The 23,237-nt window shown below is 70.5% G+C and carries 21 protein-coding genes; 7 read left to right on the top strand and 14 right to left on the bottom strand.

The window, feature by feature from the left end:
• Window positions 1–169: 169 nt before the first annotated feature.
• The 3 genes from AB0M59_RS09930 to AB0M59_RS09920 are packed head-to-tail and all read right to left on the bottom strand — an operon-like array spanning window position 170 to window position 3,118.
• The gene (locus tag AB0M59_RS09930) at window positions 170–1,579 is read right to left on the bottom strand and encodes an LCP family protein (protein WP_364611605.1); all 1,410 of its coding nucleotides are present in this window, start codon (window positions 1,577–1,579) and stop codon (window positions 170–172) included.
• Window positions 1,580–1,637: 58 nt separating this feature from the next.
• Window positions 1,638–1,763: a hypothetical protein gene (locus AB0M59_RS09925; RefSeq protein WP_364611602.1), complete on the bottom strand. Its 126-nt coding sequence runs from the start codon at window positions 1,761–1,763 to the stop codon at window positions 1,638–1,640.
• Window positions 1,763–3,118, bottom strand: a complete 1,356-nt coding sequence (locus AB0M59_RS09920) for an OFA family MFS transporter (protein WP_364611599.1) — start codon at window positions 3,116–3,118, stop codon at window positions 1,763–1,765. Before AB0M59_RS09920 ends, AB0M59_RS09925 begins: the two co-directional genes overlap by 1 nt.
• A 104-nt stretch (window positions 3,119–3,222) precedes the next feature.
• On the opposite strand from AB0M59_RS09920, the gene fdhD reads away from it, so the two are divergent.
• Entirely contained in the window at window positions 3,223–4,047 is an 825-nt protein-coding gene (fdhD, locus tag AB0M59_RS09915; RefSeq protein WP_364611596.1) for a formate dehydrogenase accessory sulfurtransferase FdhD, read from the top strand.
• On the opposite strand, the gene AB0M59_RS09910 is transcribed toward fdhD, so the two are convergent.
• Window positions 4,044–5,483, bottom strand: coding sequence for a carotenoid oxygenase family protein (locus tag AB0M59_RS09910; protein WP_364611593.1), 1,440 nt, complete (start codon window positions 5,481–5,483; stop codon window positions 4,044–4,046). The genes fdhD and AB0M59_RS09910 overlap by 4 nt on opposite strands.
• 73 nt (window positions 5,484–5,556) lie before the next feature.
• On the opposite strand from AB0M59_RS09910, the gene AB0M59_RS09905 reads away from it, so the two are divergent.
• A complete protein-coding gene (locus AB0M59_RS09905; RefSeq protein WP_364611590.1) occupies window positions 5,557–6,264 on the top strand; it encodes a TetR/AcrR family transcriptional regulator in 708 nt (235 codons plus the stop codon).
• A gap of 177 nt (window positions 6,265–6,441) precedes the next feature.
• Window positions 6,442–7,308 carry an alpha/beta hydrolase-fold protein gene (locus AB0M59_RS09900; protein WP_364612208.1) on the top strand — a complete coding sequence of 289 codons (867 nt, stop codon included), beginning with the start codon at window positions 6,442–6,444 and terminating at the stop codon, window positions 7,306–7,308.
• 83 nt (window positions 7,309–7,391) lie between these two features.
• Here AB0M59_RS09900 and AB0M59_RS09895 read toward each other — a convergent pair whose 3' ends face one another.
• The 7 genes from AB0M59_RS09895 to AB0M59_RS09865 all read right to left on the bottom strand — a co-directional run bounded on the left by AB0M59_RS09895 (window position 7,392) and on the right by AB0M59_RS09865 (window position 13,905).
• Window positions 7,392–8,312, bottom strand: coding sequence for an anti-sigma factor RsbA family regulatory protein (locus AB0M59_RS09895; protein ID WP_364611587.1), 921 nt, complete (start codon window positions 8,310–8,312; stop codon window positions 7,392–7,394).
• A 53-nt stretch (window positions 8,313–8,365) separates the two neighbouring features.
• Entirely contained in the window at window positions 8,366–8,773 is a 408-nt protein-coding gene (locus tag AB0M59_RS09890; RefSeq protein WP_364611584.1) for a hypothetical protein, read from the bottom strand.
• A 50-nt stretch (window positions 8,774–8,823) separates the two neighbouring features.
• Window positions 8,824–10,119 (bottom strand): ATP-dependent Clp protease ATP-binding subunit ClpX, encoded by a 1,296-nt coding sequence (clpX, locus tag AB0M59_RS09885; RefSeq protein ID WP_360276013.1) that lies wholly within the window; start codon window positions 10,117–10,119, stop codon window positions 8,824–8,826.
• Between the two features lie 228 nt (window positions 10,120–10,347).
• Window positions 10,348–11,001: an ATP-dependent Clp protease proteolytic subunit gene (locus AB0M59_RS09880; protein ID WP_364611581.1), complete on the bottom strand. Its 654-nt coding sequence runs from the start codon at window positions 10,999–11,001 to the stop codon at window positions 10,348–10,350.
• A gap of 26 nt (window positions 11,002–11,027) precedes the next feature.
• Window positions 11,028–11,633 (bottom strand): ATP-dependent Clp protease proteolytic subunit, encoded by a 606-nt coding sequence (locus tag AB0M59_RS09875; RefSeq protein WP_364611578.1) that lies wholly within the window; start codon window positions 11,631–11,633, stop codon window positions 11,028–11,030.
• 138 nt (window positions 11,634–11,771) lie between these two features.
• Window positions 11,772–13,163 (bottom strand): trigger factor, encoded by a 1,392-nt coding sequence (gene tig, locus AB0M59_RS09870; protein WP_364611575.1) that lies wholly within the window; start codon window positions 13,161–13,163, stop codon window positions 11,772–11,774.
• 151 nt (window positions 13,164–13,314) lie between these two features.
• Window positions 13,315–13,905, bottom strand: a complete 591-nt coding sequence (locus AB0M59_RS09865; RefSeq protein ID WP_364611572.1) for a TetR family transcriptional regulator — start codon at window positions 13,903–13,905, stop codon at window positions 13,315–13,317.
• A 138-nt stretch (window positions 13,906–14,043) separates the two neighbouring features.
• Between AB0M59_RS09865 and AB0M59_RS09860 the strand changes: the two genes are divergently transcribed.
• Window positions 14,044–16,143 carry a fatty acid desaturase gene (locus AB0M59_RS09860; RefSeq protein WP_364611569.1) on the top strand — a complete coding sequence of 700 codons (2,100 nt, stop codon included), beginning with the start codon at window positions 14,044–14,046 and terminating at the stop codon, window positions 16,141–16,143.
• Between the two features lie 111 nt (window positions 16,144–16,254).
• Here AB0M59_RS09860 and AB0M59_RS09855 read toward each other — a convergent pair whose 3' ends face one another.
• Complete coding sequence (locus tag AB0M59_RS09855; protein WP_364611566.1) at window positions 16,255–16,830, bottom strand: hypothetical protein; 576 nt, start codon at window positions 16,828–16,830, stop codon at window positions 16,255–16,257.
• Between the two features lie 188 nt (window positions 16,831–17,018).
• Between AB0M59_RS09855 and AB0M59_RS09850 the strand changes: the two genes are divergently transcribed.
• The 3 genes from AB0M59_RS09850 to AB0M59_RS09840 all read left to right on the top strand — a co-directional run bounded on the left by AB0M59_RS09850 (window position 17,019) and on the right by AB0M59_RS09840 (window position 21,105).
• Window positions 17,019–18,557: an ATP-binding protein gene (locus tag AB0M59_RS09850; protein ID WP_364611564.1), complete on the top strand. Its 1,539-nt coding sequence runs from the start codon at window positions 17,019–17,021 to the stop codon at window positions 18,555–18,557.
• A 4-nt stretch (window positions 18,558–18,561) separates the two neighbouring features.
• On the top strand, window positions 18,562–20,448 hold the full coding sequence (locus AB0M59_RS09845; protein ID WP_364611562.1) for a glycosyltransferase family 39 protein: 1,887 nt from the start codon (window positions 18,562–18,564) through the stop codon (window positions 20,446–20,448).
• A gap of 99 nt (window positions 20,449–20,547) precedes the next feature.
• Complete coding sequence (locus AB0M59_RS09840) at window positions 20,548–21,105, top strand: GNAT family N-acetyltransferase (RefSeq protein WP_364611559.1); 558 nt, start codon at window positions 20,548–20,550, stop codon at window positions 21,103–21,105.
• Here AB0M59_RS09840 and AB0M59_RS09835 read toward each other — a convergent pair.
• A complete protein-coding gene (locus AB0M59_RS09835; RefSeq protein WP_364611557.1) occupies window positions 21,050–22,222 on the bottom strand; it encodes a hypothetical protein in 1,173 nt (390 codons plus the stop codon). The two genes, AB0M59_RS09840 and AB0M59_RS09835, sit on opposite strands and share 56 nt — an antisense overlap.
• A complete protein-coding gene (locus tag AB0M59_RS09830) occupies window positions 22,219–23,205 on the bottom strand; it encodes an XRE family transcriptional regulator (protein ID WP_364611554.1) in 987 nt (328 codons plus the stop codon). Before AB0M59_RS09830 ends, AB0M59_RS09835 begins: the two co-directional genes overlap by 4 nt.
• Between the last annotated feature and the right edge of the window lie 32 nt (window positions 23,206–23,237).

Raw genomic sequence — 23,237 nt, 5'->3', positions numbered from 1 at the left:
CGACGGTCATCGCACACTGCCTCACCAGGGAGGCAGCGTCAAGACCAGTCACCCACGTGGTCCGCCGTGGTCCGGTCGGCGGAAAACGGATTCGCGGCACTTCGCGGAAATTCCTCGCGCATTTTCGCGGAACCCGATGAAAGGCCGGGCATTCCATTGCCCCGCGCGATCAATTCACGCAGACGACCCCGCTCGAGGTGATCGGCTCGTCGCCGGCGGCCGGGGCGCCCCCGCCACCGGTCGACCCCGGACCGGCGTACACCCACCCGAGCACCACCTCGATGTGGCCTGCCGGCACGGCCGGGGACTCCTGCGTCGACAACCCGCCCAGCAGCTTCGCGACCTCCGCGCCACGCTGCGCGAGATCGGCGCCGAAGCGGACCAGTGACGTCCGCCGCGAGTCGGTGTTGCCGGTGGCGCCCTTGGCGAACCCGTGGTCCCCCAGGAACCCGGCCACCCGGGCCGCGAGGCCCTCCTTCGGACCCGCGTTGGAGACGTCGACGGTGACCGGGGCCGCGGCGGGCTGCGTCTTCGGCGCGGCGGACCCGATCAGGGCCGCGGCGAAGGCCTTCACCGCGGCCGGGTCGACCTGCACCGCCGTGGCCCGCGAGTTCTGCGGGTCGTAGCGGTAGTCGCGGTTGCCGACGGGGATCGTGTCGAACTGGATCCCGCCGCCGCTGACGCCACGCATCTGCGCGACGAAGTCGAGCAGGTTCCACGAGTTGTCGAGGACGACCGACCGCTTGACGGCGTCGATGAGATCGCCGAGCTTCCCCGGATCGGCGAGCGTGCCGGCCGAGAGCACCTGCCGCGCGAGGCTGGCGAGGAACACCTGCTGGCGCCGCACCCGGTCGAAATCGCCGCCGATGAGGTTGTCGCGCTGGCGGACGAAGGCCAGCGCGTCCGCGCCCGAGATCCGCTGTTGCCCGGCCGGGAAGTCCGCGCCGGAGTTGCGGTCCTTGGTGGCCTGCTTGAGGCAGACGTCGACGCCGCCGACCGCCTTGCTGATCTCGGAGAAGCTGAGCAGGTTGACCTCGGCGAAGTGGTCGATCTTGACGCCGGTGAGGTCCTCGACGGCCTGCCGCGTCCCGCGCCGCGCCGCGGTGAGGCCGGCCTGCTCGATCTTCGCCTTGTCGGTCTCCCCGGAATCACGCTGCCGCTTCGCTTCGGCGGCCTTCGCGCGCCCGAACGCGGCGTTGATCTTGCCCTTCCCGCCGGGCATGGAGACGTAGCTGTCGCGCGGGATGGAGAACGCTTTCACGTCGTGCGTGCCGTTCGGGATCCGCAGCACGATGAGGGTGTCGGTGAGGTCGTCACCGTTGGCGCCGGCCCGCAGCTCGCGCAGGACGTCGGCGGGAAGCGGCTTCCCCTCCTTGTCGGTACGGGAGTCCCGGCCGACGAGCAGGATGTCGAGCGAGCCGTCGGCAGGCTGCTCCCCGGGCGCCGTGCCGCCGTCGGCGTCGATCACGCTGTCGCGCGTGACGTCGTCGAGGGCGTGGAGGTTCGAGTAGCCGTAGGCGGTCCCGGACAGGACGGCGAAGGCGAGCCCGGCGACGGCGATCTTCCCCAGTAGGTGCACGACCTACCGACGCCGCCGGGCCGCCTCCTGCTGCACGGGTGAGTCAGGTCACAGCTTCCTAGCCGAAGAGCTGCACCAGCTTCAGGAACAGCTGGTACACGCCGTAGGCGAAGGGCAGCACGACCCACGCCCACGCCAGCACCATCAGCGGGACCCGGTTCGGCTTCGTCGAAGGCTCCGTCATCACGCCTCACTCCTCGCGGCCGCGTCCGAGGTGACGGGCTCGTGGAACTTCTCCTTCACCGGCCGCACCAGCTCGTTGGCCACGAAGCCGACCACCAGCAGGCCGATCATGATGTAGAACGACAGCTGGTAGAGCGCCGGGCCGGACTTGCCGGCCGACTTCTCGTTGTCGGCGATCGCGTTGACGATCAGCGGGCCGAGCACACCGGCCACCGACCACGCGGTGAGCAGCCGGCCGTGGATGGCGCCGACCTGGTAAGTGCCGAAGAGGTCCTTCAGGTAGGCCGGCACGGTCGCGAACCCGCCGCCGTAGAAGGACAGGATCACCATCGCGCAGAGGATGAAGACGACCTTCGACGAGTTGTCCGTCAGCGCGATCACCAGGTACAGCACCGCGCCCACGCCGAGGTAGGTGCGGTAGATGTTCTTGCGGCCGACCAGGTCCGAAGTGGACGACCAGACGAACCGGCCGAGCATGTTGCACAGCGACAGCAGCGCGACGAACCCGGCCGCCGCGGCCGTGCCGACCGGGGTGGACGTGTTCTTGAAGAAGTCCACGATCATCGGGGACGCCTTCTCCAGGATGCCGATGCCCGCGGTGACGTTGAAGCACAGCACGACCCACAGGAGCCAGAACTGCGGCGTCTTGATCGCGTTCTTGGCCGAGACGTTCGCGGTGCTGATCATGGCCTTGCCGTGGTCGGTCTTCGGCTGCCAGCCGGCCGGCTTCCAGTCGTCGGCCGGAACGCGCACGAGCAGCCAGCCCATCGACATGAACGCCGCGTAGACGACGCCGTGCACCAGGAAGGCCGTCGCGATCGTGCCGGTGGTCGGCGAGGTGCCGAGCATCGACGACGACCACGGCGACGCGATCAGCGCGCCGCCGCCGAAGCCCATGATCGCGATACCGGTCGCCATGCCGGGGCGGTCCGGGAACCACTTGATGAGCGTGGACACCGGCGAGATGTAGCCGATGCCGAGCCCGACGCCGCCGATCCCGCCGTAGCCGAGGACGACGAGCCAGAACTGGCCGGTCGCCACGCCGAGGGCGGAGATGAGGAATCCGCTGGCGAAGCAGCACATCGACACGAACATCGCCCAGCGCGGGCCGTTCTTCTCGACGAGCGTGCCGCCGAACGCCGCGGACAGGCCGAGCATGACGATGCCGAGCTGGAACGGCAGCGAGCTCTGCGTCCCGTTCAGGTGCATCGTCTTCTCGAGCGGAGTCTTGAACACGCTCCACGCGTAGGCCTGCCCGATCGACAGGTGTACCGAAAGGGCCGCCGGCGGCACCAGCCAGCGCGTCCAGCCTGGGGGTGCCACGATCCGGGAACGGTCCAGGAAGCCGAGAGCCATCGGATCCCTCTCCTAGAGTGGGGATGATGGAGGGAATGTATTACTAAATACCCGGCGTTGCATCATGCGGGTGTCAAACTTTCCGGTGGAGAAGGGTGTGGGCGATGGGCAGGGTGACCGTGCGCAGGCCGGTGCGGAAGATCTCCGCGACCGGCGACCGCCGCCGCCCCGACGCGCTGGCCGCCGAAGAACCCCTGGAACTGCGGGTCGGCGGTAAGGCGCTGGCCGTCACGATGCGCACGCCGGGCCACGACGTCGAGCTGGCCCATGGCTTCCTGCTGTCGGAGGGCGTGATCGGCGGCCGCGAGGACATCGCGGTCGCCCGCTACTGCGACGGCGTCGACGACCAGGGCCGCAACACCTACAACGTGCTGGACATCGCGCTGGCGCCCGGCGTGCCGCCGCCGGACACCGGGGTCGAACGCAACTTCTACACGACGTCCTCGTGCGGGGTCTGCGGCAAGGCCGCGCTCGACGCGGTCAAGCTGAAGACCCGCTTCCCGCCCGCCGAAGCGGCGTTCGCGGTGAAGACCGAGACCCTCTCCGCTCTGCCGGACGCCCTGCGCGCGCAGCAGAAGGTGTTCGCCAGCACCGGCGGGCTGCACGCGGCGGGACTGTTCACCCCGGACGGTGAGATCGCCGTCGTCCGCGAAGACGTCGGGCGCCACAACGCGGTCGACAAGGTGCTCGGCTGGGCCGTCCTCGCGGGTCGCATGCCCGCGCCCGGTTATGGCCTGCTGGTCTCCGGGCGCGCGTCGTTCGAACTGGTGCAGAAGGCCGCGATGGCCGGGATCGGGCTGCTGGCCGCGGTGTCCGCGCCGTCGTCGCTGGCGGTCGAGCTGGCCGAGGAGAACGGCATGACGCTGATCGGCTTCCTGCGCGGCGACTCGATGAACCTCTACACCGGCGACCACCGGGTGCTCACTTAGACCGACTCGACCCAGTTGCCGTGGAAGCCGTTGGGCACGCGGTCGGGCAGGTGGATCGCGGCGACCGTCTCGAGCGTCCCCGCGTCGAGCAGCGTGAGATCGCTGCGCTGCGTCGCCGGGTCGAAGACGAAGCCCATCAGGACGCCGTCGTCCTCCGGCGCGTCCTCGTGGGACGGGACGAAGACGAACTCGCCCGGCTGCCGGCCCTCGCCGAACGCGCGCTCCTGCCGCGAGCCCGTGGAGAAGTCGTGCTTGAACAGTGACCCGCCGGGGTTCGCGCCGCCGTCGGCCGACATCGCGTAGCCGTAGCGGTGGCGCCGGCCGACCAGGCGCTCGTCCACGCGCGGGAACTCCTGGCCGCGGTCGTCGAGCCGCTCCTCGATGACCTTGCCCGCGGTGAGGTCGACGGTCCAGCGGTCCAGCGTCGGGCCGCCCTCGTCCGGACCGTGCAGCTCGGTGTCGAACATCTTCGGGTGGCGGACGACGTCGAGCACGATCGAGTCCCCGTCGTCGTAGGCGTTGAGCGGGTGGAAGACGTAGCACGGCTCGACCTCGAACCAGCGCACGTCGCCATTGCCGCCCTCGCGCGGCATGACGCCGATCCGCGCCGGGTACTTCGGGTCCCAGCGGTAGGGCAGGCCGCCGTTCGCGCCGATCTTGCGCGCCATCATCGCCGTCACCGGGTCCGGCACCCGGACCTTGCCGACCATGGCCGAGAGCACGAGCTTCGCCGGAGTCCGCAGCGCGCCCGGCACGTTCGCGGCGACCGCCATCTCCGCGTTGAAGGTCACCGGCAGGTCGTAGAACACGACGTGCTTCTCCGTCAGCGAGAAGTCGTGCATCATCGGCGACCCGGTGACCTCGACGTCGACCGTGCGGCGCGCGTGGCCGGCGGCGTCGATCACCGAGTACTGGACCTTGTGGCCCATCCCGAAGAAGTAGGACACGGCGTGCAGCTCGCCGGTGCGCGGGTCGCGCTTGGGGTGGGCGGTGTAGCCGCCGGGAAGCGTGCCGTCGAAGTCGCAGCGGCCGACGGTGTCGAGCTCGTCGGTCAGCTCGTAGATCGGCGCGCCCGCCTCCACGAGGGCGAGGGTCTTGCCGGCGTGGCCGAGGACGTTGGTGTTGGCGCCGAGCGCGTCCAGCCCGCAGAAGCGGCTCGCGTCCTCGCCGTTCAGCGTCGCCGCCACGGCCGGGTTGCGCACCCACCGGTTGCGGTACCACTCGGCCTTGCCGTCGCGCAGGCGCACGCCGTGGACCATGCCGTCGCCCATGAACCAGTGGTAGGCCGCCGGGTCCACTTCGGACAGCGGGTTGGGCCCGTTGCGCAGGTAGCGGCCGTCGAGGAAGCCGGGGATCCGCCCCGTGACGGCCAGCTCGGTGATCGTGTGCTCCCGGCTCACCGGGGCGAAGTTTCCTTCGAGGAACTTGTTGCCCATGCCTGACCCCTCCGAAGCTGCTATAACGCGGTTATAGCTCAATTTATAACAGGGTTATGAGATACTGGCAAGCATGAGCCCGAAACCGCGCGCGACCGACGTCAAGGAGCGGCTCGTCGAGGCCGCCATCCGGCTGCTCGACGAGGGCGGCCCCGAGGCCCTGCAGGCCCGCAAGCTGGCGGCGGAGGTCGGCGTCTCGACGATGGCCGTGTACACGCACTTCGGGGGCATGACTGCGCTGGTCGACGAAGTGGCGCGCACGGGGTTCCTGAAGCTCAGCGCCTGGCTGGCCGAGGTCGGCGAGACCGAGGACCCGGTGGCGGACATCTTCAGCCTCGCCCGGACCTACCGGCAGGCGGTCGCCGAGCAGCCGCAGCTGTTCGCGGTGACGTTCGGCCAGTCCGCGCCGGGCGGCGAGCGGGCGACCCTGTCCGACCTGACCACCGAAGAGGGCCGCGAAGCCGCTCAGGAGGGCCTGGAGGCGTTCGACCACATCGTCCGGGCGACCGAGCGGGCCATCGAGGCCGGCCGGTTCCGGCCCGCCGACAAGTACCAGGCGGCCGCCCAGCTGTGGAGCGCGCTGCACGGCTTCGTCACGCTCGAGGCGTCCGGGCACTTCGGCGCCGGTGAGCAGGGCATCGACCACATTTTGATACCCCTGGGGATCACCCTGGCGGTGGGTCTCGGGGACACTGTGGAGCGGGCGGAACACTCGACCGAGGCAGCGAAGGCGGCTTGGCGAGCGAGAACCCGAAACGCCGGGCAGGGTGGGAACGACTAACCCGGCGAGAAGGGACGCGAGGGGAACGCGGAGCGGGTGCGCGGCGTCCTAGAAGCAGCAGGCGGGGGACGGAGACAGGTGAACGAGGAACACGGGGATCACGGCGAGGCCGAGCCCCCACTCCCGGCGGGGGCGGCGGCCGTCCGGGACGCGCGGCGGTGGCTCAGCCGCCGCTCGGTGCTGATCGCGGGGGCGTCCGGGCTGGCCGTGGGCGGCCTGGCCGTCGGCACCGCCACCGGCAAGCTGCCGTTCAGCCAGGCGCTGCAGCGGACGCTGGGCGTCACGTCGTCGAACCCGACGACCCAGCTCGGCAGCACCCGCGTCGAGCGCGTCTACTCCCAGGCTCGCGGCCGGATGGTCGACCTGGTGTTCATCCTGCCGTCGAAGACCCCGCCGAAGGGGCTGCCGATGTCACTCATGCTGCACGGCCTGCACGGCAACGCCCGCAGCGCGGCCCCGACCGGCACGCTCAAGCAGCTCTCCAGCGACGTCGCGCGCAAGGCGGTCCCCGCGTTCGGCTTCGTCGCCGTCGACGGCGGCGACAACTACTGGCACGAAGTGCACCCCGGCGACGACCCGATGGCGATGCTGCTGGAGGAGGTCCCACAGTGGCTGTGGGCCCGCGGCTTCGCCGGCGAAACCGGGCAGCCGTTCGCCTGCACGGGCGTCTCGATGGGCGGCTTCGGCGCGCTGGTGTACACGCGCCGCCGGGTCGAGCGGCGCCAGCCGCCGGCCGCGGTCGCGACGCTGGCCCCGGCGCTGATCCTGTCCTGGCAGGAGATGGCCAAGCGGCACATCTTCACGGGCCTGAACGACTGGACGGCGCTGGACCCGCTGCGGCACATCGACGAGACGAAGACCGTGGCCAACGGCATCTGGTGCGGCACGGAGGACTCGTTCATCACGGGCGTCCGCCGCTACATCGAGGCGGCCCACCCGGCGGTCGCCCACACGGCCCACGGCAAGCACGGCGACCCGTTCAACCGGACGGTGGTGCCGAGCATGATCAGCTTCCTCGGCAAGCACGTCCCCCGCAAGGACTGACCGGCCCGGCTCCGATGCCAGGAAAGGGTCGTTCACGGCGTCGGACGCGATGAAAGGGTCGTTCATGCCGTCGGGCACGGCGGTCAGCAGGTGAAGTGGACCCGGGTCGTCGTGCGGCCCGGGACCCAGTACGTCCGGACCAGGTCCGCCAGCCGGTTCACCAGCAGCAGCCCGCGGCCGCCCAGCGTCGCCGCGGCCGGTGGGATCCGGCCGGCCAGGGGTTCGGTGATCGTGCCCGTGTCGGTGACCTCGCCGACCACCTGGTGCTCCTCCGCCCACAGCCGGAGCACGCCCGCGCCGCCGCCGTAGAGGATGCTGTTCGTCGTCAGCTCGGCGATCGCGAGCGTGAAGTCGTCACGCCGCGGGCGGCGCAGGCCGTGACGGGCGGCCCAGATCTCCGCGAACCCGCGCAGCGAGGCCAGCTGCCCGATGTCGAACTTCCGCTCGATCGCCGCCGCCGGCGGGTCCAGCGGCCGCATGAGCTCCGCGCGGGCGCCGTCCGGGTCGAACCGGCGGCTGACGAACGGCCCGGCCGGCCCCCACACCTCGGGGTGGGTGCGCTCGGCGTCGGCCAGCGCGTCCGGCGGCAGCGCCGCGATGTCGTACGGGCAGAGCACCGCCAGGTCCCGCCCGGCGAGCGCGTGGTTGATGAGCGCCTCGTGCAGGACGCACGCCGGGTACTCGGCGCCGGAGCGGTCACCCCACAGCGGCTCGGCCACGATCCGCACCGGGCCCGCGTGCTCGCCGGCGAAGGCGAGCAGGACCGTCGGCAGGATCGCCCCCGGGTTGCGGCCCACCCGGCACATGTCGGTCAGCCGCACCTCGCGGGCACGGTCGTTCAAGGCCTTCTCGATGAGCAGGAGATTGCGCGCGGGAACGGCAACGGCCACAGGTTCGCCTCGGCCAAGACCGTCGAGCAGGAACGGAACGACGCCGTCCAGGTACTCACTGTCACCGCGGTAGAACAGTGCCGGATGCCGAAACGGTCTGAGGGCACCTACCACGGGTGCTTGCTACCCGGAGACGGCCGGGCGCAAACGCTTCGGACGGAGGTACTTCACTCCACCCAGCGGCCGACGACCGAGATCAGCCAGAAGCCGACGATCGTCGCGAGGCCGAACAGCAGCACCCAGTTGACCAGCGGACGCCGTTCGGACACCCCACGGGCCCGCCAGAGCGCGTAACCCGCGATGACGAAGAGCGGCACCGGAATCAGCGGCAACGGCGACAGCCGGGACACCACGGCCACGACGCACGCGCCGGCGCACACGGCCAGCACGCCCATCAGTACCCGGTTCAGCCACGGGTACCGGTCGAACACGGACGCGATGACGCGTTCGCTCAGCTCGCGGAACCCGAGGACCGGCCCGGTGGGCACCGGCGCCGGTTCGGGCGGCGGCGGTGCCTGCACACCACCGGCGGGGGCGGCGCCCCCGCCGGTAACCGGCATAGAGTCAGCAGTCATTCAGCTTTCCTGTCGGGTCTCCGGGCCGGGTGGCCCGGAGACGCCCGGCCTCAGGCCGACTTCTCGCCGCGCTCGCTGCGCGTGCGCCGCGTCGGCTGCCGGGCGACGATCGTCGGGTTCACGTTCTCCCGGACGGTCTGCTCGGTGATCACGACCTTCGCCACGTCGTCGCGGCTCGGGATGTCGTACATGACCGGCTGCAGCACTTCTTCCATGATGGCGCGCAGCCCGCGGGCACCGGTCCCGCGCAGGACCGCCTGGTCGGCGATCGCTTCGAGCGCGGTCTTGGTGAACTCGAGCTCGACGTTGTCCATCTCGAAGAGCTTCTTGTACTGCTTCACCAGGGCGTTGCGCGGCTGGGTGAGGATGCTGACCAGCGATTCCTTGTCCAGGTGGTTGACCGTCGCCACGACCGGGAGCCGGCCGATGAACTCCGGGATCAGCCCGAACTTGATCAGGTCCTCGGGCATGGTGTCCGAGAAGACGTCGCTCTCCTCGATCTCGGACTTCGTGCGGATCTCCGCGCCGAAGCCGAGCCCGCGCTTGCCGACCCGCTCGTTGATGATCTTCTCCAGCCCGGCGAACGCGCCGGCCACGATGAACAGCACGTTCGTCGTGTCGATCTGGATGAACTCCTGGTGCGGGTGCTTCCGGCCGCCCTGCGGCGGCACCGAGGCGGTGGTGCCCTCGAGGATCTTCAGCAGCGCCTGCTGGACACCCTCGCCGGAGACGTCCCGCGTGATCGACGGGTTTTCGCTCTTGCGGGCGATCTTGTCGACCTCGTCGATGTAGATGATCCCGGTCTCGGCCCGCTTGACGTCGTAGTCCGCCGCCTGGATGAGCTTGAGCAGGATGTTCTCGACGTCCTCGCCGACGTACCCGGCCTCGGTCAGCGCCGTGGCGTCCGCGATCGCGAACGGCACGTTGAGCAGCTTCGCCAGCGTCTGCGCGAGGTAGGTCTTGCCGCACCCGGTGGGGCCGAGCATCAGGATGTTCGACTTGGCCAGCTCGACCGACTCCTCCTTGGAGTCCTTCGGCCCGGCCTTGTCGTCCGCCTGGATCCGCTTGTAGTGGTTGTAGACCGCTACTGCGAGAGTCCGCTTGGCGTCCTCCTGCCCGATGATGTACTGCTCGAGGAACTCGTGGATGTCGGCGGGCTTGGGCAGCTCGTCGAGCTTGACGTCGCCGGCCTCGGCCAGCTCCTCCTCGATGATCTCATTGCAGAGGTCGATGCACTCATCGCAGATGTAGACCCCGGGGCCGGCAATGAGCTTCTTCACCTGCTTCTGGCTCTTCCCGCAGAAAGAACACTTCAGCAGGTCTCCGCCGTCACCGATCCGTGCCATGGCCTGTGACCTCGTCCCCTCCGGCGCGGGTTGCCGCGCCTGACGTGTGTTGCGACGGTGCTGCCCCGGTCACGGACGACCGAGCGGAGCCTCACGCATTGCCACTGACGGTACCCGTCCGATGCCGTGGGCGGGAACACCCACGAGCGCCGGGAGCACGTCAGAGGACGACCCTAAACCAGAGTGCCGGTGTATGTCGTCTCCTCGACACACACCGGCCTGGCGGATCTAGAGAGCCGACGCCTTGCGGTACGGAAGCACCTCGTCGATGATGCCGTACGCCTTGGCCTCGTCGGCGGTCAGGATCTTGTCCCGTTCGATGTCCTTGCGGATCTGGTCCGGGTCCTTGTTCGTGTGCTTCGCCAGGATGACCTCCATCTGGCGCCGCACCCGCTGGATCTCGTTCGCCTGGATCTCCAGGTCGGAGACCTGGCCGTACGTGCCCTCGGTGGCCGGCTGGTGGATCAGCACGCGCGAGTTCGGCAGCGCGTAGCGCTTGCCCGGCGTGCCGGCCGACAGCAGCACCGCGGCGGCCGAGGCGGCCTGGCCGAGGCAGTACGTCTGGATGTCCGGGCGGACGAACTGCATGGTGTCGTAGATCGCCATCAGCGAGGTGAACGAGCCACCCGGCGAGTTGATGTAGACCAGGATGTCGCGGTCCGGGTCCTCGTGCTCGAGGTGCAGCAGCTGGGCCATCACATCGTTGGCCGACGCGTCGTCCACCTGCACGCCGAGGAAGATGACCCGCTCTTCGTACAGCTTGTTGTACGGGTTCGACTCCTTGACGCCGTAGCTGGTGCGCTCGACGTACGACGGCAGGATGTACCGCGACTGGGGAGTGTTCGGAGCCCGGAAGTCACCCGGGAGCCTGAAGTTGCTCATGATCGAGTCTCCTGTGTGCTTCGCGCTCAGTTCGAGCCCGGACGGGCGATGTTGGCGGTGAGGACGTGGTCGACGAACCCGTAGTCCTTCGCCTCCTGCGCGGTGAACCAGCGGTCGCGGTCCCCGTCCTTGATGATCTGCTCGACCGTCTGGCCGGTCTGGTCGGCCGTGATCTTGGCCAGCTCCTGCTTCCACTTGTTGAACAGGTCGGCCTGGATCGCGATGTCCGACGCCGTGCCGCCGACGCCGGCCGACGGCTGGTGCATCAGGATGCGCGCGTGCGGCAGCGCGTACCGCTTGCCCGGCGTGCCCGAGGAGAGCAGGAACTGCCCCATCGAGGCCGCCATGCCCATCGCGTAGGTCGCGACGTCCGGGCGGATGAGCTGCATGGTGTCGTAGATGGCGAACCCGGCGGTGACCGAACCGCCCGGCGAGTTGATGTAGAAGCGGATGTCGGACTCGGCGTCGTCGGCGTCGAGCAGCAACAGCTGCGCGGTGATCCGGTTGGCGATCTCGTCGTTGACCTCGGAACCGAGGACGACGATGCGCTCCTGGAGCAATCGCTCGAACACCGAGTCGGTGAGGGTGAGCCCTGCGGTGCCGGTCCGCGCCTCGGGCGTGTGCTGCGTCACGTCTGCCTGCCTTTTCGCCGGCGGCGGCCCGGTGCTGACGGCCGCCGCTGTCGTTTCAGATGCTTGAGATCTTGTATCCGACCCTAACGAACTTGGGCGGTGCAGAATGCCTGACACCGCCCAAGTTCGCTCACAGCTTCACTCCGCCGGAGTCTTCGCCGCCTCGTCGGTGACCTGCGTCTCCTGAGTTGCCTCGTCGGCGGCCGGCTCGTCACTGCCGAACAGCTCGGAGAGGTCGACCTCGGCACCCGAGCCGTCGGTGACGTTCGCCTTCCGGACCACGGAGGCGAGCGCCTTGCCGCGGCGCACATCGGCGTAGATCGCGGTCAGCTGGCCGGACTGCTGGGCGCGCTGGACGTACTCGTCCGGGCTGATCCCGAAGCGCTGGGCCTGGTAGATGATCCGCTCGGTCAGCTCGCCGTCGTTGACCGAGACCTCTTCCTTGTCGGCGATGGTGTCCAGCAGCAGCTGCGTGCGGACGGCCTTCTCCGACTCGGTGCGGGTCTCCGCGTCGAACTCCTCCAGCGTGCGGCCTTCGGCCTCGAGAGCCTGCGCGAACTGGGCCTCGTCGTGGTCGAACGGGTGGATCGCGTCGTGCTTGCGGTTCTCGATCTCGGAGTCGAGGACCTTCTCCGGGATCGGCACCTCGGTGCGCTCCAGGAGCTCGTCGAGCACCTTGTCGCGCGCCTGGACACCCTGCTGCATCTTCTTGACGCGGCCGAGGCGGTCCCGAAGGTCGCCCTTGAGCTCCTCGATCGTGTCGAACTCGCTCGCCATCTGGGCGAACTCGTCGTCGGCCTCGGGCAGCTCGCGCTGCTTGACCGACTGGACGGTCACGGTCACCTCGGCGTCCTTGCCGGCGTGGTCGCCGGCGACGAGCTGGGTGGTGAACGTCTTGGTCTCGCCGGCGTTCGCCCCGACGATGGCCTCGTCGATGCCGTCCACGAGCTGGCCGGAGCCGATCTCGTAGGACAGCCCGGTGGTGGCGGCCTCCTCGACGGCCTCGCCGTCGACGGTCGCGGCCAGATCGATCGAGACGAAGTCACCGGTCTCGGCCGGGCGCTCGACGCCGGTCAGCGTGCCGAAGCGGGCGCGCAGCTCGTCGAGCTGCTCGTCGACCTCCGCGTCGGTCAGCTCGACGTCGTCCACGGTGACCGCGAAGCCTTCGAGGTCGGGCAGCTCGATCGCCGGGCGCACGTCCACCTCGGCGGTGAACTCGAGGACGTCGCGGTCCTCGAGCTTCGTGACGTCGAACTCCGGGTTCCCGAGCGTGCGGACCTCGTTCTCGCGGACCGCCTCCATGTACTTGGCCGGGATGGCCTCGTTGACGACCTCGTCGAGCACCGGGCCGCGCCCGATCCGGCTTTCCAGGACGCGAGCGGGCGCCTTGCCGGGCCGGAAGCCCGGGATGCGCACCTGCTGGGCGATCTTGCGGTAGGCGCGGTCGAAGTTCGGCTTCAACTCGTCGAACGGCACCTCGACATTGATCTTGACTCGCGTCGGGCTCAGCTGCTCGACGGTGCTCTTCAAGGTCTTCTCCTCGAGCGGTAACGATTGTGTAGGACAATCCTGCGGAAATGGCCCCGGTCACCTGCAGACCGGGACGTCCGAGTCTAGGCCAGTGGCCATCGCCGCCGGGGCGGGGGCCACCTGCGGCGTCAGGACCGATGCGCGGACCGCGTCACGACCCGAGCATCCGGCCGATCACCCAGCGCATCTGGCCGCTCGCGTGCTCGGCCGAGCCGCTCGGCTGCACCAGGTGGGAAAGCAGCAGCCGCACGAACGCCTCGACCGCCACCGCCCACTCCGACGCCGTCAGCGCAACCCCGGGGTAGCTGCGCGCGAACACCGCCGCGACGGCCTCGACGGCCCGGCCGAGCACCGCCTCCGGCTGCGAGGTCAGCAGCGGGAGGAAGTCGTCGCGGCCGCCCTGCTGGCCGCCGAGAGCGATCTCCAGCAGCGGGTTGGCGTGGGCGGCCTCGAGGCTGTGCCGGAACGCGGCCGTGACGCCCTCGACCGGGTCGTCCGGGTGCGCGGCGACGTCGTCGTTCACGCGCTCGACGAAGCGGTCGGTCTCGCACAGCATCAGCGCCTTGGCGAGCTCGGCCTTGGAGCCCAGTTCGTTGTAGACGGTCTGCCTGCTCACGCCGACCTGCGCCGCCAGCTTGCCCATCGTCACGGCGGCCCAGCCGTCGGCGCGGATGACGTCGGCCGCCGCGGCCAGCAGCTTCTCCCGGGTGCGCGCCGGGACGGGGTGGGTGACCGCCTTCACACCGTGAGCTTACCCGCGGCTTCCGTTCCGCTGGCCGACACCTTTTTTCGAAGCCTGCTCCAACGTTTACAAACCCGGACGGGTTGTCTACGGTGACTCCCGCCTGGCCAGGAGCTTCTCGACCGAGGAGACCGCTCGATGTCCGTCGCCGTCACCGAGCCGCACGGTTCCGTCACAGTGGCGGCGCCCGCGACCGGGGTGGTCACCGCCCGCGCGGTGCCCTCCCCCCGGATCGCGCTGCCCGCTGTCTCGGTGCCGTCGCTGCTGTTGTTCGCCGGTGCCGCCGCGCTGTGGGGCGTCGCCACCTGGCTGCTGCTCGCCGGGCTGGTGCCGGTGGTCGTGACCGTCGTGCTGAACACCGTCGTCACCTTCGCGATGTACACGGTGGTGCACGAGTCGGCGCACCACTCGGCCGGGAAGCTGACCTGGGTCAACGAGGTGCTCGGCCGGCTGGCCGTCCCGTTCGTCGCGGCGTACGCCTCGTTCCCCTCCCTGCGGCACGTCCACGGTGAACACCACCGCCACACCAACGCGTCGGTCCGCGCCGATCCGGACGCCTGGACGTCGCGCGGCCCCCGTTGGCAGCTTCCGCTGCGCTGGCTGACGCTCGACGTCTCCTACGCGCGCTGCTACTTCGCCCGGCTGCGGTCCCGGCCCCCGCACGAGCTGGCCGAGACGCTGGTGGTGCTGGCGGCCGCCCTGTCGGCCGCGGCGGCGCTGGTCTCGGCGGGGTACGGCGCCGAGCTGCTGTTCGTGTACCTGCTGCCGCAGCGGCTGGGGCTGGGCCTGCTCGCCTGGTCGTTCGGCTGGCTGCCGCACCACGGCCTGCCCGCCGCCGGGCCGCGCGGCCGGTTCGGCACCACCCGCGTCCGGATCGGCCTCGAACGGCTGCTGACGCCGGTGCTGATGGCGCAGAACCTGCACCTGGTGCACCACCTGCACCCGGCCGTGCCGTTCCACCGGTACCGGCGGGTCTGGCTGGAGAACCGCGAGGCCTACCTGGCCCACGACGTCCCGATCAGCACCGCCTGGGGCCGGGACCTGACCGCCGAGGAGTATCGGGTGGCCGTGGGCCTGGAAACCGAACCCGACGTCGCCGTGCCCGCGCCGGCCGCGCCCCCGCTCGGGCCGAGCCGCTTCCACCGGCTGCGCGTGCGCGAGATCAGCCCGCTGACCGCGGAAGCCGTCGCGATCACCTTCTACGTCCCGCCGCAGCTCGCGAGCGAGTTCCGGTTCCTCCCGGGCCAGCACGTGGCGGTCCGCGCGGTGCTCGACGGGCGGCCGGTGCGCCGAACGTACTCGATCTGCGCGCCGGCGGCGTCGGGCGAGCTGCGGATCGCGGTGAAGCGGCGTCCGGGCGGGGCGTTCTCCGGGTTCGCGACCACGACGCTGGCCGTGGGCGACTTCCTCGACGTGCTGCCGCCGTCGGGAGGGTTCACGCTCACACCCGATCCTTCGCGGACCGCGCACTACGTCGCGCTGGCCGCGGGCAGCGGCATCACGCCGGTGCTGTCCATGGTGGTCAGTGCGCTGGCCGCGGAGCCGCACAGCCGCGCGACCCTGTTGTACGTAAACACTTCGGGCGCGACGACGCTCTTCGCGCGCGAGCTGAGCGCGCTCGCCGACGGGTTCGGCGGGCGCCTGCACGTCGTCCACTACCGGACCGACGAGCGCGACCCGGACCTGCACGCGCACCGGCCCCGGCAGTTCGACACGATCGGCGAGGCCCTCGCGATTTCGCACGAGCGCTACCAGCGCGGGCGGCTCGACGGGACGCGGCTGCGCGCGCTGCTGCAGAACCGCCTGCACCCGGCGAAGGTCGACGAGTGGTTCCTGTGCGGGCCGCGCGGCCTGATGGACCTGGTCCGCCGGACGCTGGCCGACGCGGACGTCCCGGACGAGAACGTCCACTTCGAACTCTTCCGCGGCGCGGCCCCCCTGCGCGACCCGGCGGGCACGCCCGCTCAGGTGGCGGTGACGCTCGGCGGGACGACGACGTGCGTCCCGGCGTCGGCCGGCGAGACCGTGCTGGACGCGGCGTTGCGGGCCGGGTTCGAGGTGCCGTACTCGTGCACGGGCGGCGCGTGCGGCACCTGCCGGGCGACGCTGCTGCACGGCCAGGTCGACATGGACGTCCGGTACGCGCTGACGGTCGACGACGTCGCTTCGGCCCGGATCCTGACGTGCCGCTCCCGCGCGACGACCCCGGAGGTCGCGGTCGACTACGACCGTCGCTGACCCACCCGGGCCAAGCGCCCCAATGTGGCCTTCGGTGCGTTGAACGCACCGAAGGGCCCCTTGGGTGCGTTGAGCGCAACCAAGGCCACATTGGGGCGCTCGAAACTCGCGTCAGCCGGTCCGGGTCGGGGCTCCCGAAGGCGGGGTTCCCTGGCCGCCGCCCGGCAGCTGGCCCTGACCGCCGGCCGCGCCGTCGGTCACCGAGGTCGCTGTCGCCGTGTCGCCCGACTCCGTCGCCACCACCGTCACCGTGTCGCCGGTCGCCAGGCCCGTCGCCTGGGCCGACGTGATCGTGTACGTCTTCGAGAACCCGTCGTCGCTCTTCGCGGTGAGCGATGTCGCGCTCAGCTCCGTCACTTCGCCGGTCTGCATGATTTTCGTGACGTAGCCACCGTTCCCGTCCGAAGACACGTACTCGCCGTGCAACGCCGAACCCAGGCCGCCGGCGCCGCCCGTCATGCCGCCGGGGCCGCCTTGCATCCCGCCCGGCCCGGTGGCGCTGTCGGTCGACGCCGAAGACGACGAAGCGGCCCAGACCGCCGCTCCCCCGCCGGCCACGATCGCCACCGCGACGGCACCCGCCGCGATCTTCTTGCCCGGCGACCAGCCCGGCCGCGGCGGCGCGCCCGGTGCGGGGGCCGCGCCCCACGTCTGGTCCGGAGTGGACGGTGCCTGCGGTGTGGTCATGGTGTTGCTCCTTAACGAGATGCTTCGATGCGATCCACGGTGGGGCCGCTCGCTGTGTGCGGACTGTGCTTGCCGTCAGCCGTTCCTGTGACCGGAGGATTCGGACATCCGCGACCGGGCGGTCACCCCACAGCCGCCTCACAGGCAGCACACAACCCGCACACACGGCGCGGACGGACGCTTGGTCCATGGCCGCGCGAACCGTCCCGCCGCACCCCCGCCGGGGGCGCTTTTCGCTGCGCGCGAAGCTGACCGGCTCGATGGTCGTGCTGCTCACCGTGGTGTGCCTGATCGTCGGGATCGTCAGCGAGCTCGCGCTCGACCTGTTCCTCACCCGCCAGATCGACCAGCAGCTGTCCGCCGCGGCGTCGCGCTCGCTCGTCTTCGCGAGCAACGCCCACCCCCCGGACGGGGGTCCGCAGCCCGACGACCAAGCGGGCGAACACCCGCTCGGGCAGAACGTCGGCACCGTGAGCGGCACCTTCGACGGACAGCTGCTCGTCCACGACGACAGCATTTCCGAGCACGGTTCACGCCTGAAGCTCACCGCGGCTCAGCAGGCCGTCATGCTCTCGGTGCCGGCCGACGGCAAGCCGCACACCCTGTCCTTCGACGATCTCGGCGAGTACCGCCTGATGGCGCTGCCAGTCCCCGGGATGTCCGACGTCGTGGTCACCGGCCTGCCGCTGAAGCCGGTCGACGACACGCTGCTCACCGTCGGGCTGATCCTCTTCGGCGTCGCCGCCGCGGGCGTGCTCGGCGCGGCCTTCCTCGGCGCGTTCGCGGTCCGCCGGACGCTCCGGCCGCTCGAGCGCGTCGCGGCCACCGCCGCGCGGGTCACCGAGCTGCCGCTCGACCGCGGGCAGGTGGCGCTGTCGATCCGCGTCCCGGAGGCCGACACCGACCCGCGGACCGAGGTCGGCCAGGTCGGCTCGGCGCTGAACCTGATGCTCGGCCACGTCGCGCAGGCCCTGGAAGCCCGGCACGACAGCGAACTGCGCACCCGCCAGTTCGTCGCGGACGCCAGCCACGAGCTGCGGACGCCGCTGGCCGCCATCCGCGGGTACGCCGAGCTGGCCGCCCGCGGCAGCGCGCTGGTGCCGCCGGACGTCGCGCACTCGATGAACCGGATCCAGTCCGAGGCCGTCCGGATGAGCGCGCTCGTCGAGGACCTCCTGCTGCTGGCGCGCCTCGACGCGGGCCGCCCGCTGGACGTGCGCGACATCGACCTCACCCGGCTGGTCGCCGACGCCGTCGGCGACGCCCGGGTCGCCGGACGCGAGCACCGGTGGCTGCTCGAGCTGCCCCCGGACCCGGTGCTCGTGTTCGGCGACGTCCAGCGGCTGCACCAGGTGCTGGCGAACCTGCTGGCCAACGCCCGCACGCACACCCCGTCCGGCACCACGGTGACGACCTCGCTCGGCCGCTCGGGCGACGGCAGCGCCGTGCTCACGGTGACCGACAACGGGCCCGGCATCGCGCCGGACCTGCTGCCGGACGTCTTCGAGCGGTTCGCCCGCGGCGACTCGTCGCGCTCCCGCAACGCCGGCAGCACCGGGCTCGGGCTGGCGATCGCGTGCGCCGTCGTCGTCGCCCACCACGGCACGATCGACGTGCACAGCCGTCCCGGCCGGACGGAGTTCGCGGTGCGGCTGCCCGTGGCCGTGCCCGCACAGCGAGTGCACAGCGTCGGCACAACCCGGCCCCAGCTGGAGACCGGAAGCTGATCTCATGACCGCTCTCGCGTCACGCGAAACCGTCGTGACCCCTTCGTCGCCCGCCCGCCGGACCTGGCACCGGCCCGCGCTCGCCGTGCTGCTGCTCGGGACGGCCGTGCTCTACCTGTGGGGCCTCGGCGCCTCCGGCTGGGCCAACGCCTTCTACTCCGCGGCCGCGCAGGCCGGTTCGGAGAGCTGGAAGGCGCTGTTCTTCGGCTCCAGCGACGCCGCGAACGCGATCACCGTGGACAAGACCCCGGCCGCGCTGTGGGTCATGGGCCTCTCGGCGCGGGTGTTCGGCGTCAACGCGTGGAGCGTCCTGGTGCCGCAGGCGCTGATGGGCGTCGGCTCGGTCTGGCTGCTGTACGCGACGGTCAAGCGGACCTCCGGCCCGGCCGCCGGGCTCGTCGCGGGCCTGGTGCTGGCCCTGACGCCCGCGGCGGCGCTGATGTTCCGCTTCGACAATCCCGACGCGCTGCTCGTGCTGCTGCTGGTCGCGGGCGCGTACTGCGTGGTCCGCGCACTCGAGAAGGCGAGCCCTCGCTGGCTCGTGCTGGCCGGCGTCGCGGTCGGGTTCGGCTTCCTGGCCAAGATGCTGCAGGCGTTCTTGGTGCTGCCGGCCTTTGCCCTCGCGTATCTCGTCGCCGCGCCGGTGTCGCTGGGCAAGCGGCTGCTGCACCTGCTGGGCGCTCTCGTCTCGACGATCGTGGCGGCGGGCTGGTACCTCGTGGTCGTCGCGCTCTGGCCGGCGGCCGACCGGCCCTTCATCGGCGGTTCGCAGACGAACTCGCTGTGGGAGCTGGTGTTCGGCTACAACGGTTTCGGCCGCATCACGGGCGACGAGGTGGGCAGCGTCGGCGGCGGTGGCGGCCGTGGTTGGGGCTCGACCGGCCTGACCCGCCTGTTCGGCAGCGAGATGGCGGGCGGCATAGCGTGGCTGATCCCCGCCGCGCTGCTCGCACTGGGCGCCGGCCTGTGGTTCACCGGCCGCGCACCGCGCACCGACCGATCGCGGGCGGCCCTGCTGGTGTGGGGCGGCTGGCTGCTGGTGACGGCCCTGGTGTTCAGCTACATGGGCGGGATCATCCACCCGTACTACACGGTCGCGCTGGCCCCGGCGATCGCGGCGCTGGTGGGCACGGCGGCGGTCCAGCTGTGGCTGTTGCGGTCGCGTCCCGCGGCGTCCGGCTTGCTCAGCGGTGGCGTGGCCTTGACCGCCGTGACGACGTACTTGTTGCTGTCGGACTCGTCGTGGCAGCCGTGGCTGGCCCCGACGGTGCTGGTCGGCGGTCTGCTGGCGGCCGTGGCGCTGTTCTTCGCCGCGCACCTGACCCGCTGGGCGGCGTCCGCGGTGGCCGCGTTCGCGTTGGTCGTGGTGCTGGCCGGCACCGGCGCGTACACGGTGGCGACAGCGGCGACGACCCACAGCGGAGCGATCCCGTCGGCGGGCCCTTCGTCCGGCTTCGGCGGCGGCCCGGGCGGCTTCGGCGGTGGCGGCCCCGGCGGCGGTCGCGGAGGCGGTTTCGGCGGCGGCCCGGGATCGCTGCTGAGCACGACCCTCCCGGGCGCTCAGCTGACGGCACTGCTCCGGCAGGACGCGTCGAAGTACACCTGGACGGCGGCGACGGTGTTGTCGAACGCGGCCGCCGGCTACCAGCTGGCCAGCGACGCGCCGGTGATGGCGGTGGGCGGCTTCAACGGCACCGACCCGTATCCGACGCTGGCACAGTTCCAGCAGTACGTGGCGAGCGGGCAGATCCACTACTTCCTCGGCGACGGCCTGACGATGCAGGGCAGCACCGGCTCGGACGCGGCCCAGCAGATCGCGGAGTGGGTGGCCTCGACGTACCAGTCGTCCACGGTGGACGGCGTGACGGTCTACGACCTCACGGCCGCCTGAGGGACGGACCGACGAAAGCAGGGTCAAGGCCGGATGACCTGGTCAACTCCGTGCCGCCTCCGGCACTATGGAAGTACCCGGAGAACGGAGCTTCTGCAGATGACCGAGCCCCACGTATGGCGGGCCCGATCCGCAGACCTGCCCCCGTTCGCCGCAGCCCTCGGCGACGGCGGATTCCTCATCGATCGCTGGCTGCGCCAGCGGAAAGATCAGGGAGTCCTCTTCTTCGCGTGGCTCGGTCCGCGTCCGGCCGGTTCCGTGTACCTGTGGCTGGAGGAGGCCGAAGAGCCGCCGATCCGCCGGCACCTGCCGGGCGTCGCCCTGCTCACCCACCTGCAGGTTCACCCGGAGCTGCGCAACCACGGAGTCGGCGCGGCCCTGGTCGACGCGGTGGAGGAGCACCTCATCGGGCTCGGCCACGACCGGGTCGCGCTGGCGGTCCGCACGGACAACCCGGCCGCGGCCCGGTTGTACGACCGGCTGGGCTACGAGGACTGGGGCCACGGCATGGTCACTTGCTACGCGCAGGTGAACTTGCGCGACGGCGGGGTGCTCGAAGTACCGGAACGCTGCTGCGTCCTGGTGAAGGACCTGGGTGTGGTCACGCCGGCACCGCGGGGCGAGCCCAGGGCGATCGGCGCGTCGAGCCGGTACTGATCCGGCCGTCGATGCCGGGCTGGGTGAGGTGGCCGATACCGAGGGTGGCCAGCGCACCGTCGATCCCCAGCCCACCCCTGCGGTCGCGCCGGAGCTCTCTGATGTGCCGTTGCCAACGCAGGCAGTCGGCCTGCCAGGCTTGCAGGTAGCTGACGCACAGCTCCGGGCTGATCAGGTGACTGCGCCCGATCGAAGCCTTGAGCGCTGCGACCATCCTTGCCCGCTGCTCCGGTTCGATCTCCGAGGACCGGACCCGATCGATGGTCGTGCTGATGATCTGCCGCCGCTCGCGCAGGAACTCTTCCCAGTATCGGTGCGTGGCGTCGGCCAGGCCGCGACCGTTGTCGAGAAGACCGAACACCCCCTCGGCGAGGGTGTCCCCCAGCTCCTCCCCGCGGGCTCGGCGATCGTTGTACGGGTCATAGGGATACTGCCAAGCGGTCCCGACCTCAGCCGACGGCCGCAGCCGCAGCCCGTCCAGCAGGAAGAACCAGTCCTCGTTGTAGATGTTGGGGAAGAACGAAGAAAACGCGGCTTCGCCGACCACGAGCGCGCCCCCGCCGATGAACGTGTCCTGTTTGCCACCGGCGTCACGCACCGCGTGACAGACCACCGAGTTGTCCTTCATTCCCGCGTTCGCCAGGCCGACGACCGGATGCTCGGCGAGCAGGCCCGCCGCCGCCGTGAGATCGCTCGGTTGCGGCAGGATGATGTCGTCGTCGAGGAAGAGGATCCGCTCCCACCCGGCGAGGATCGACACAAGCAGGCCGAGGTTCCGCTTGAGACTGGTGTCGACAGCCCGGTGGAATTTCCCGAATCTGAGCAGTTTGTCCGTCGCGAACCTCGGCACGACCCGGTCGGGCAGGAGGTGGACGTCGAAGGCCGTCACCCGGACGCCCTCCTGCTTCGCGGCCAACGCCGCGCTCGAAGCGTTGGCCCGCATGCTGCAGAGAAGCACCAAGTGGGCATCGAGAAGCTTGGCGGCGTTGATGGCCTCTCCCAGATAGGCCGCCGGGCGTCCATGGGGCACGATGATCGCGTCCAGCGTCTCGTGCGCAGCAGGGGCCTTGAAGTGGGTCAGCAAGCCCCGGTGCGAGGTGTGCTGCCGCGCGTTCACGGGACCTCGGGCCACTCGTGCAGGCGGTTCTCGGGCAGCGTCCAGTCCGGAGTCAGCCCCTTGCCCGCCAGCACCGGGACTCGACTGATGATGCTGTAGGACTCCGCGCCGGCGAACCGGGTTCGCAGGTAGTCGCGATTGCGATCACGGAACCTGCGGTCCGTCAAGGCGCGCACCGCGCCGAGAGTGCCACGACCGTACATACCATTGCACACGGTCACGGAGCGCTTTTGGTTGAACGGGCTGACGCCTCGGTAAAAATGTGCCACGTCTTCCAACAGGTGACCTTCGCTGTCCAGGAGGGGCGGGAAGAGCACTGTCCCGCCGTCACGCTGCACCCGGAACCCGCCAGGTTCGCTGGTCGGCTCGTTCTCGGCGCGCACTACCTGTTCCACCGGCAGGTCCACCCGCTCGATCACGGCGGCGGTGACGGTGTTCCAGTCGACGCCACCCAGAAGTACGAGGTGGGTCGTGTAGTCGTCGGGGGTCAGATCCTCGGTCTTGAGGAAGCTGACGTTGTTTTCGGGGTTGCGCGCCCGGATGTGTCCGTAAAGCTCGATCAGCGCGTCCGGGTCGGCGTAAGTGTAGAGAGTGACGAAATCGGCACTCTCCGGGTCCGCGTAGCTCATGTGGTCCCGGAGCTCGCGGGGCAGTTCAGCGCACACGATAGTGACATCTTCACCCTCGGGAAAAGTCCAGACGTCACTCGCGCCGACTCCGCGGGTTTCCTTGCCTTCGCGCAGCCGCAGCAGCTCTTCGAGGAGTTCCTTGCGCTGGGCGCGCTCGTCGTCCGTCAGTTCTTCGAGCGTGAGGAGCCGCAGGGACCCACCGGACAACGAGCGCCGAGTCGCGAAGAGCGTCGCGTAGGCCTCGAGCCGTTTGACGGGCGGACTGACCGGCTTCTCCGCGTTCTCCCACGACGAAATGAGCGAGGCACTGACCCCACCGAACACCTTGGCGAGCTGCCCTTGCCTGATTCCCACGTCGGGCCAGTGTCTCGCCCTCAGGGCCTTGA

The sequence above is a fragment of the Amycolatopsis sp. NPDC051371 genome (assembly GCF_040682155.1).
Taxonomy (GTDB): Bacteria; Actinomycetota; Actinomycetes; order Mycobacteriales; family Pseudonocardiaceae; genus Amycolatopsis.
The sequence above is the reverse complement of the archived record's forward strand: the minus strand, read 5'-3'. Positions and strand labels throughout refer to the sequence as shown.

Coding starts and splice junctions, on each gene's coding strand:
- AB0M59_RS09850 (WP_364611564.1), top strand. CDS start 17,019: ATGGCCGCGCGAACCGTCCCGCCGCACCCCCGCCGGGGGCGCTTTTCG.
- clpX (WP_360276013.1), bottom strand. CDS start 10,119: ATGGCACGGATCGGTGACGGCGGAGACCTGCTGAAGTGTTCTTTCTGC.
- AB0M59_RS09890 (WP_364611584.1), bottom strand. CDS start 8,773: ATGACTGCTGACTCTATGCCGGTTACCGGCGGGGGCGCCGCCCCCGCC.
- AB0M59_RS09925 (WP_364611602.1), bottom strand. CDS start 1,763: ATGACGGAGCCTTCGACGAAGCCGAACCGGGTCCCGCTGATGGTGCTG.
- AB0M59_RS09845 (WP_364611562.1), top strand. CDS start 18,562: ATGACCGCTCTCGCGTCACGCGAAACCGTCGTGACCCCTTCGTCGCCC.
- AB0M59_RS09905 (WP_364611590.1), top strand. CDS start 5,557: ATGAGCCCGAAACCGCGCGCGACCGACGTCAAGGAGCGGCTCGTCGAG.
- AB0M59_RS09855 (WP_364611566.1), bottom strand. CDS start 16,830: ATGACCACACCGCAGGCACCGTCCACTCCGGACCAGACGTGGGGCGCG.
- AB0M59_RS09860 (WP_364611569.1), top strand. CDS start 14,044: ATGTCCGTCGCCGTCACCGAGCCGCACGGTTCCGTCACAGTGGCGGCG.
- AB0M59_RS09910 (WP_364611593.1), bottom strand. CDS start 5,483: ATGGGCAACAAGTTCCTCGAAGGAAACTTCGCCCCGGTGAGCCGGGAG.
- AB0M59_RS09880 (WP_364611581.1), bottom strand. CDS start 11,001: ATGAGCAACTTCAGGCTCCCGGGTGACTTCCGGGCTCCGAACACTCCC.
- AB0M59_RS09920 (WP_364611599.1), bottom strand. CDS start 3,118: ATGGCTCTCGGCTTCCTGGACCGTTCCCGGATCGTGGCACCCCCAGGC.
- AB0M59_RS09840 (WP_364611559.1), top strand. CDS start 20,548: ATGACCGAGCCCCACGTATGGCGGGCCCGATCCGCAGACCTGCCCCCG.
- fdhD (WP_364611596.1), top strand. CDS start 3,223: ATGGGCAGGGTGACCGTGCGCAGGCCGGTGCGGAAGATCTCCGCGACC.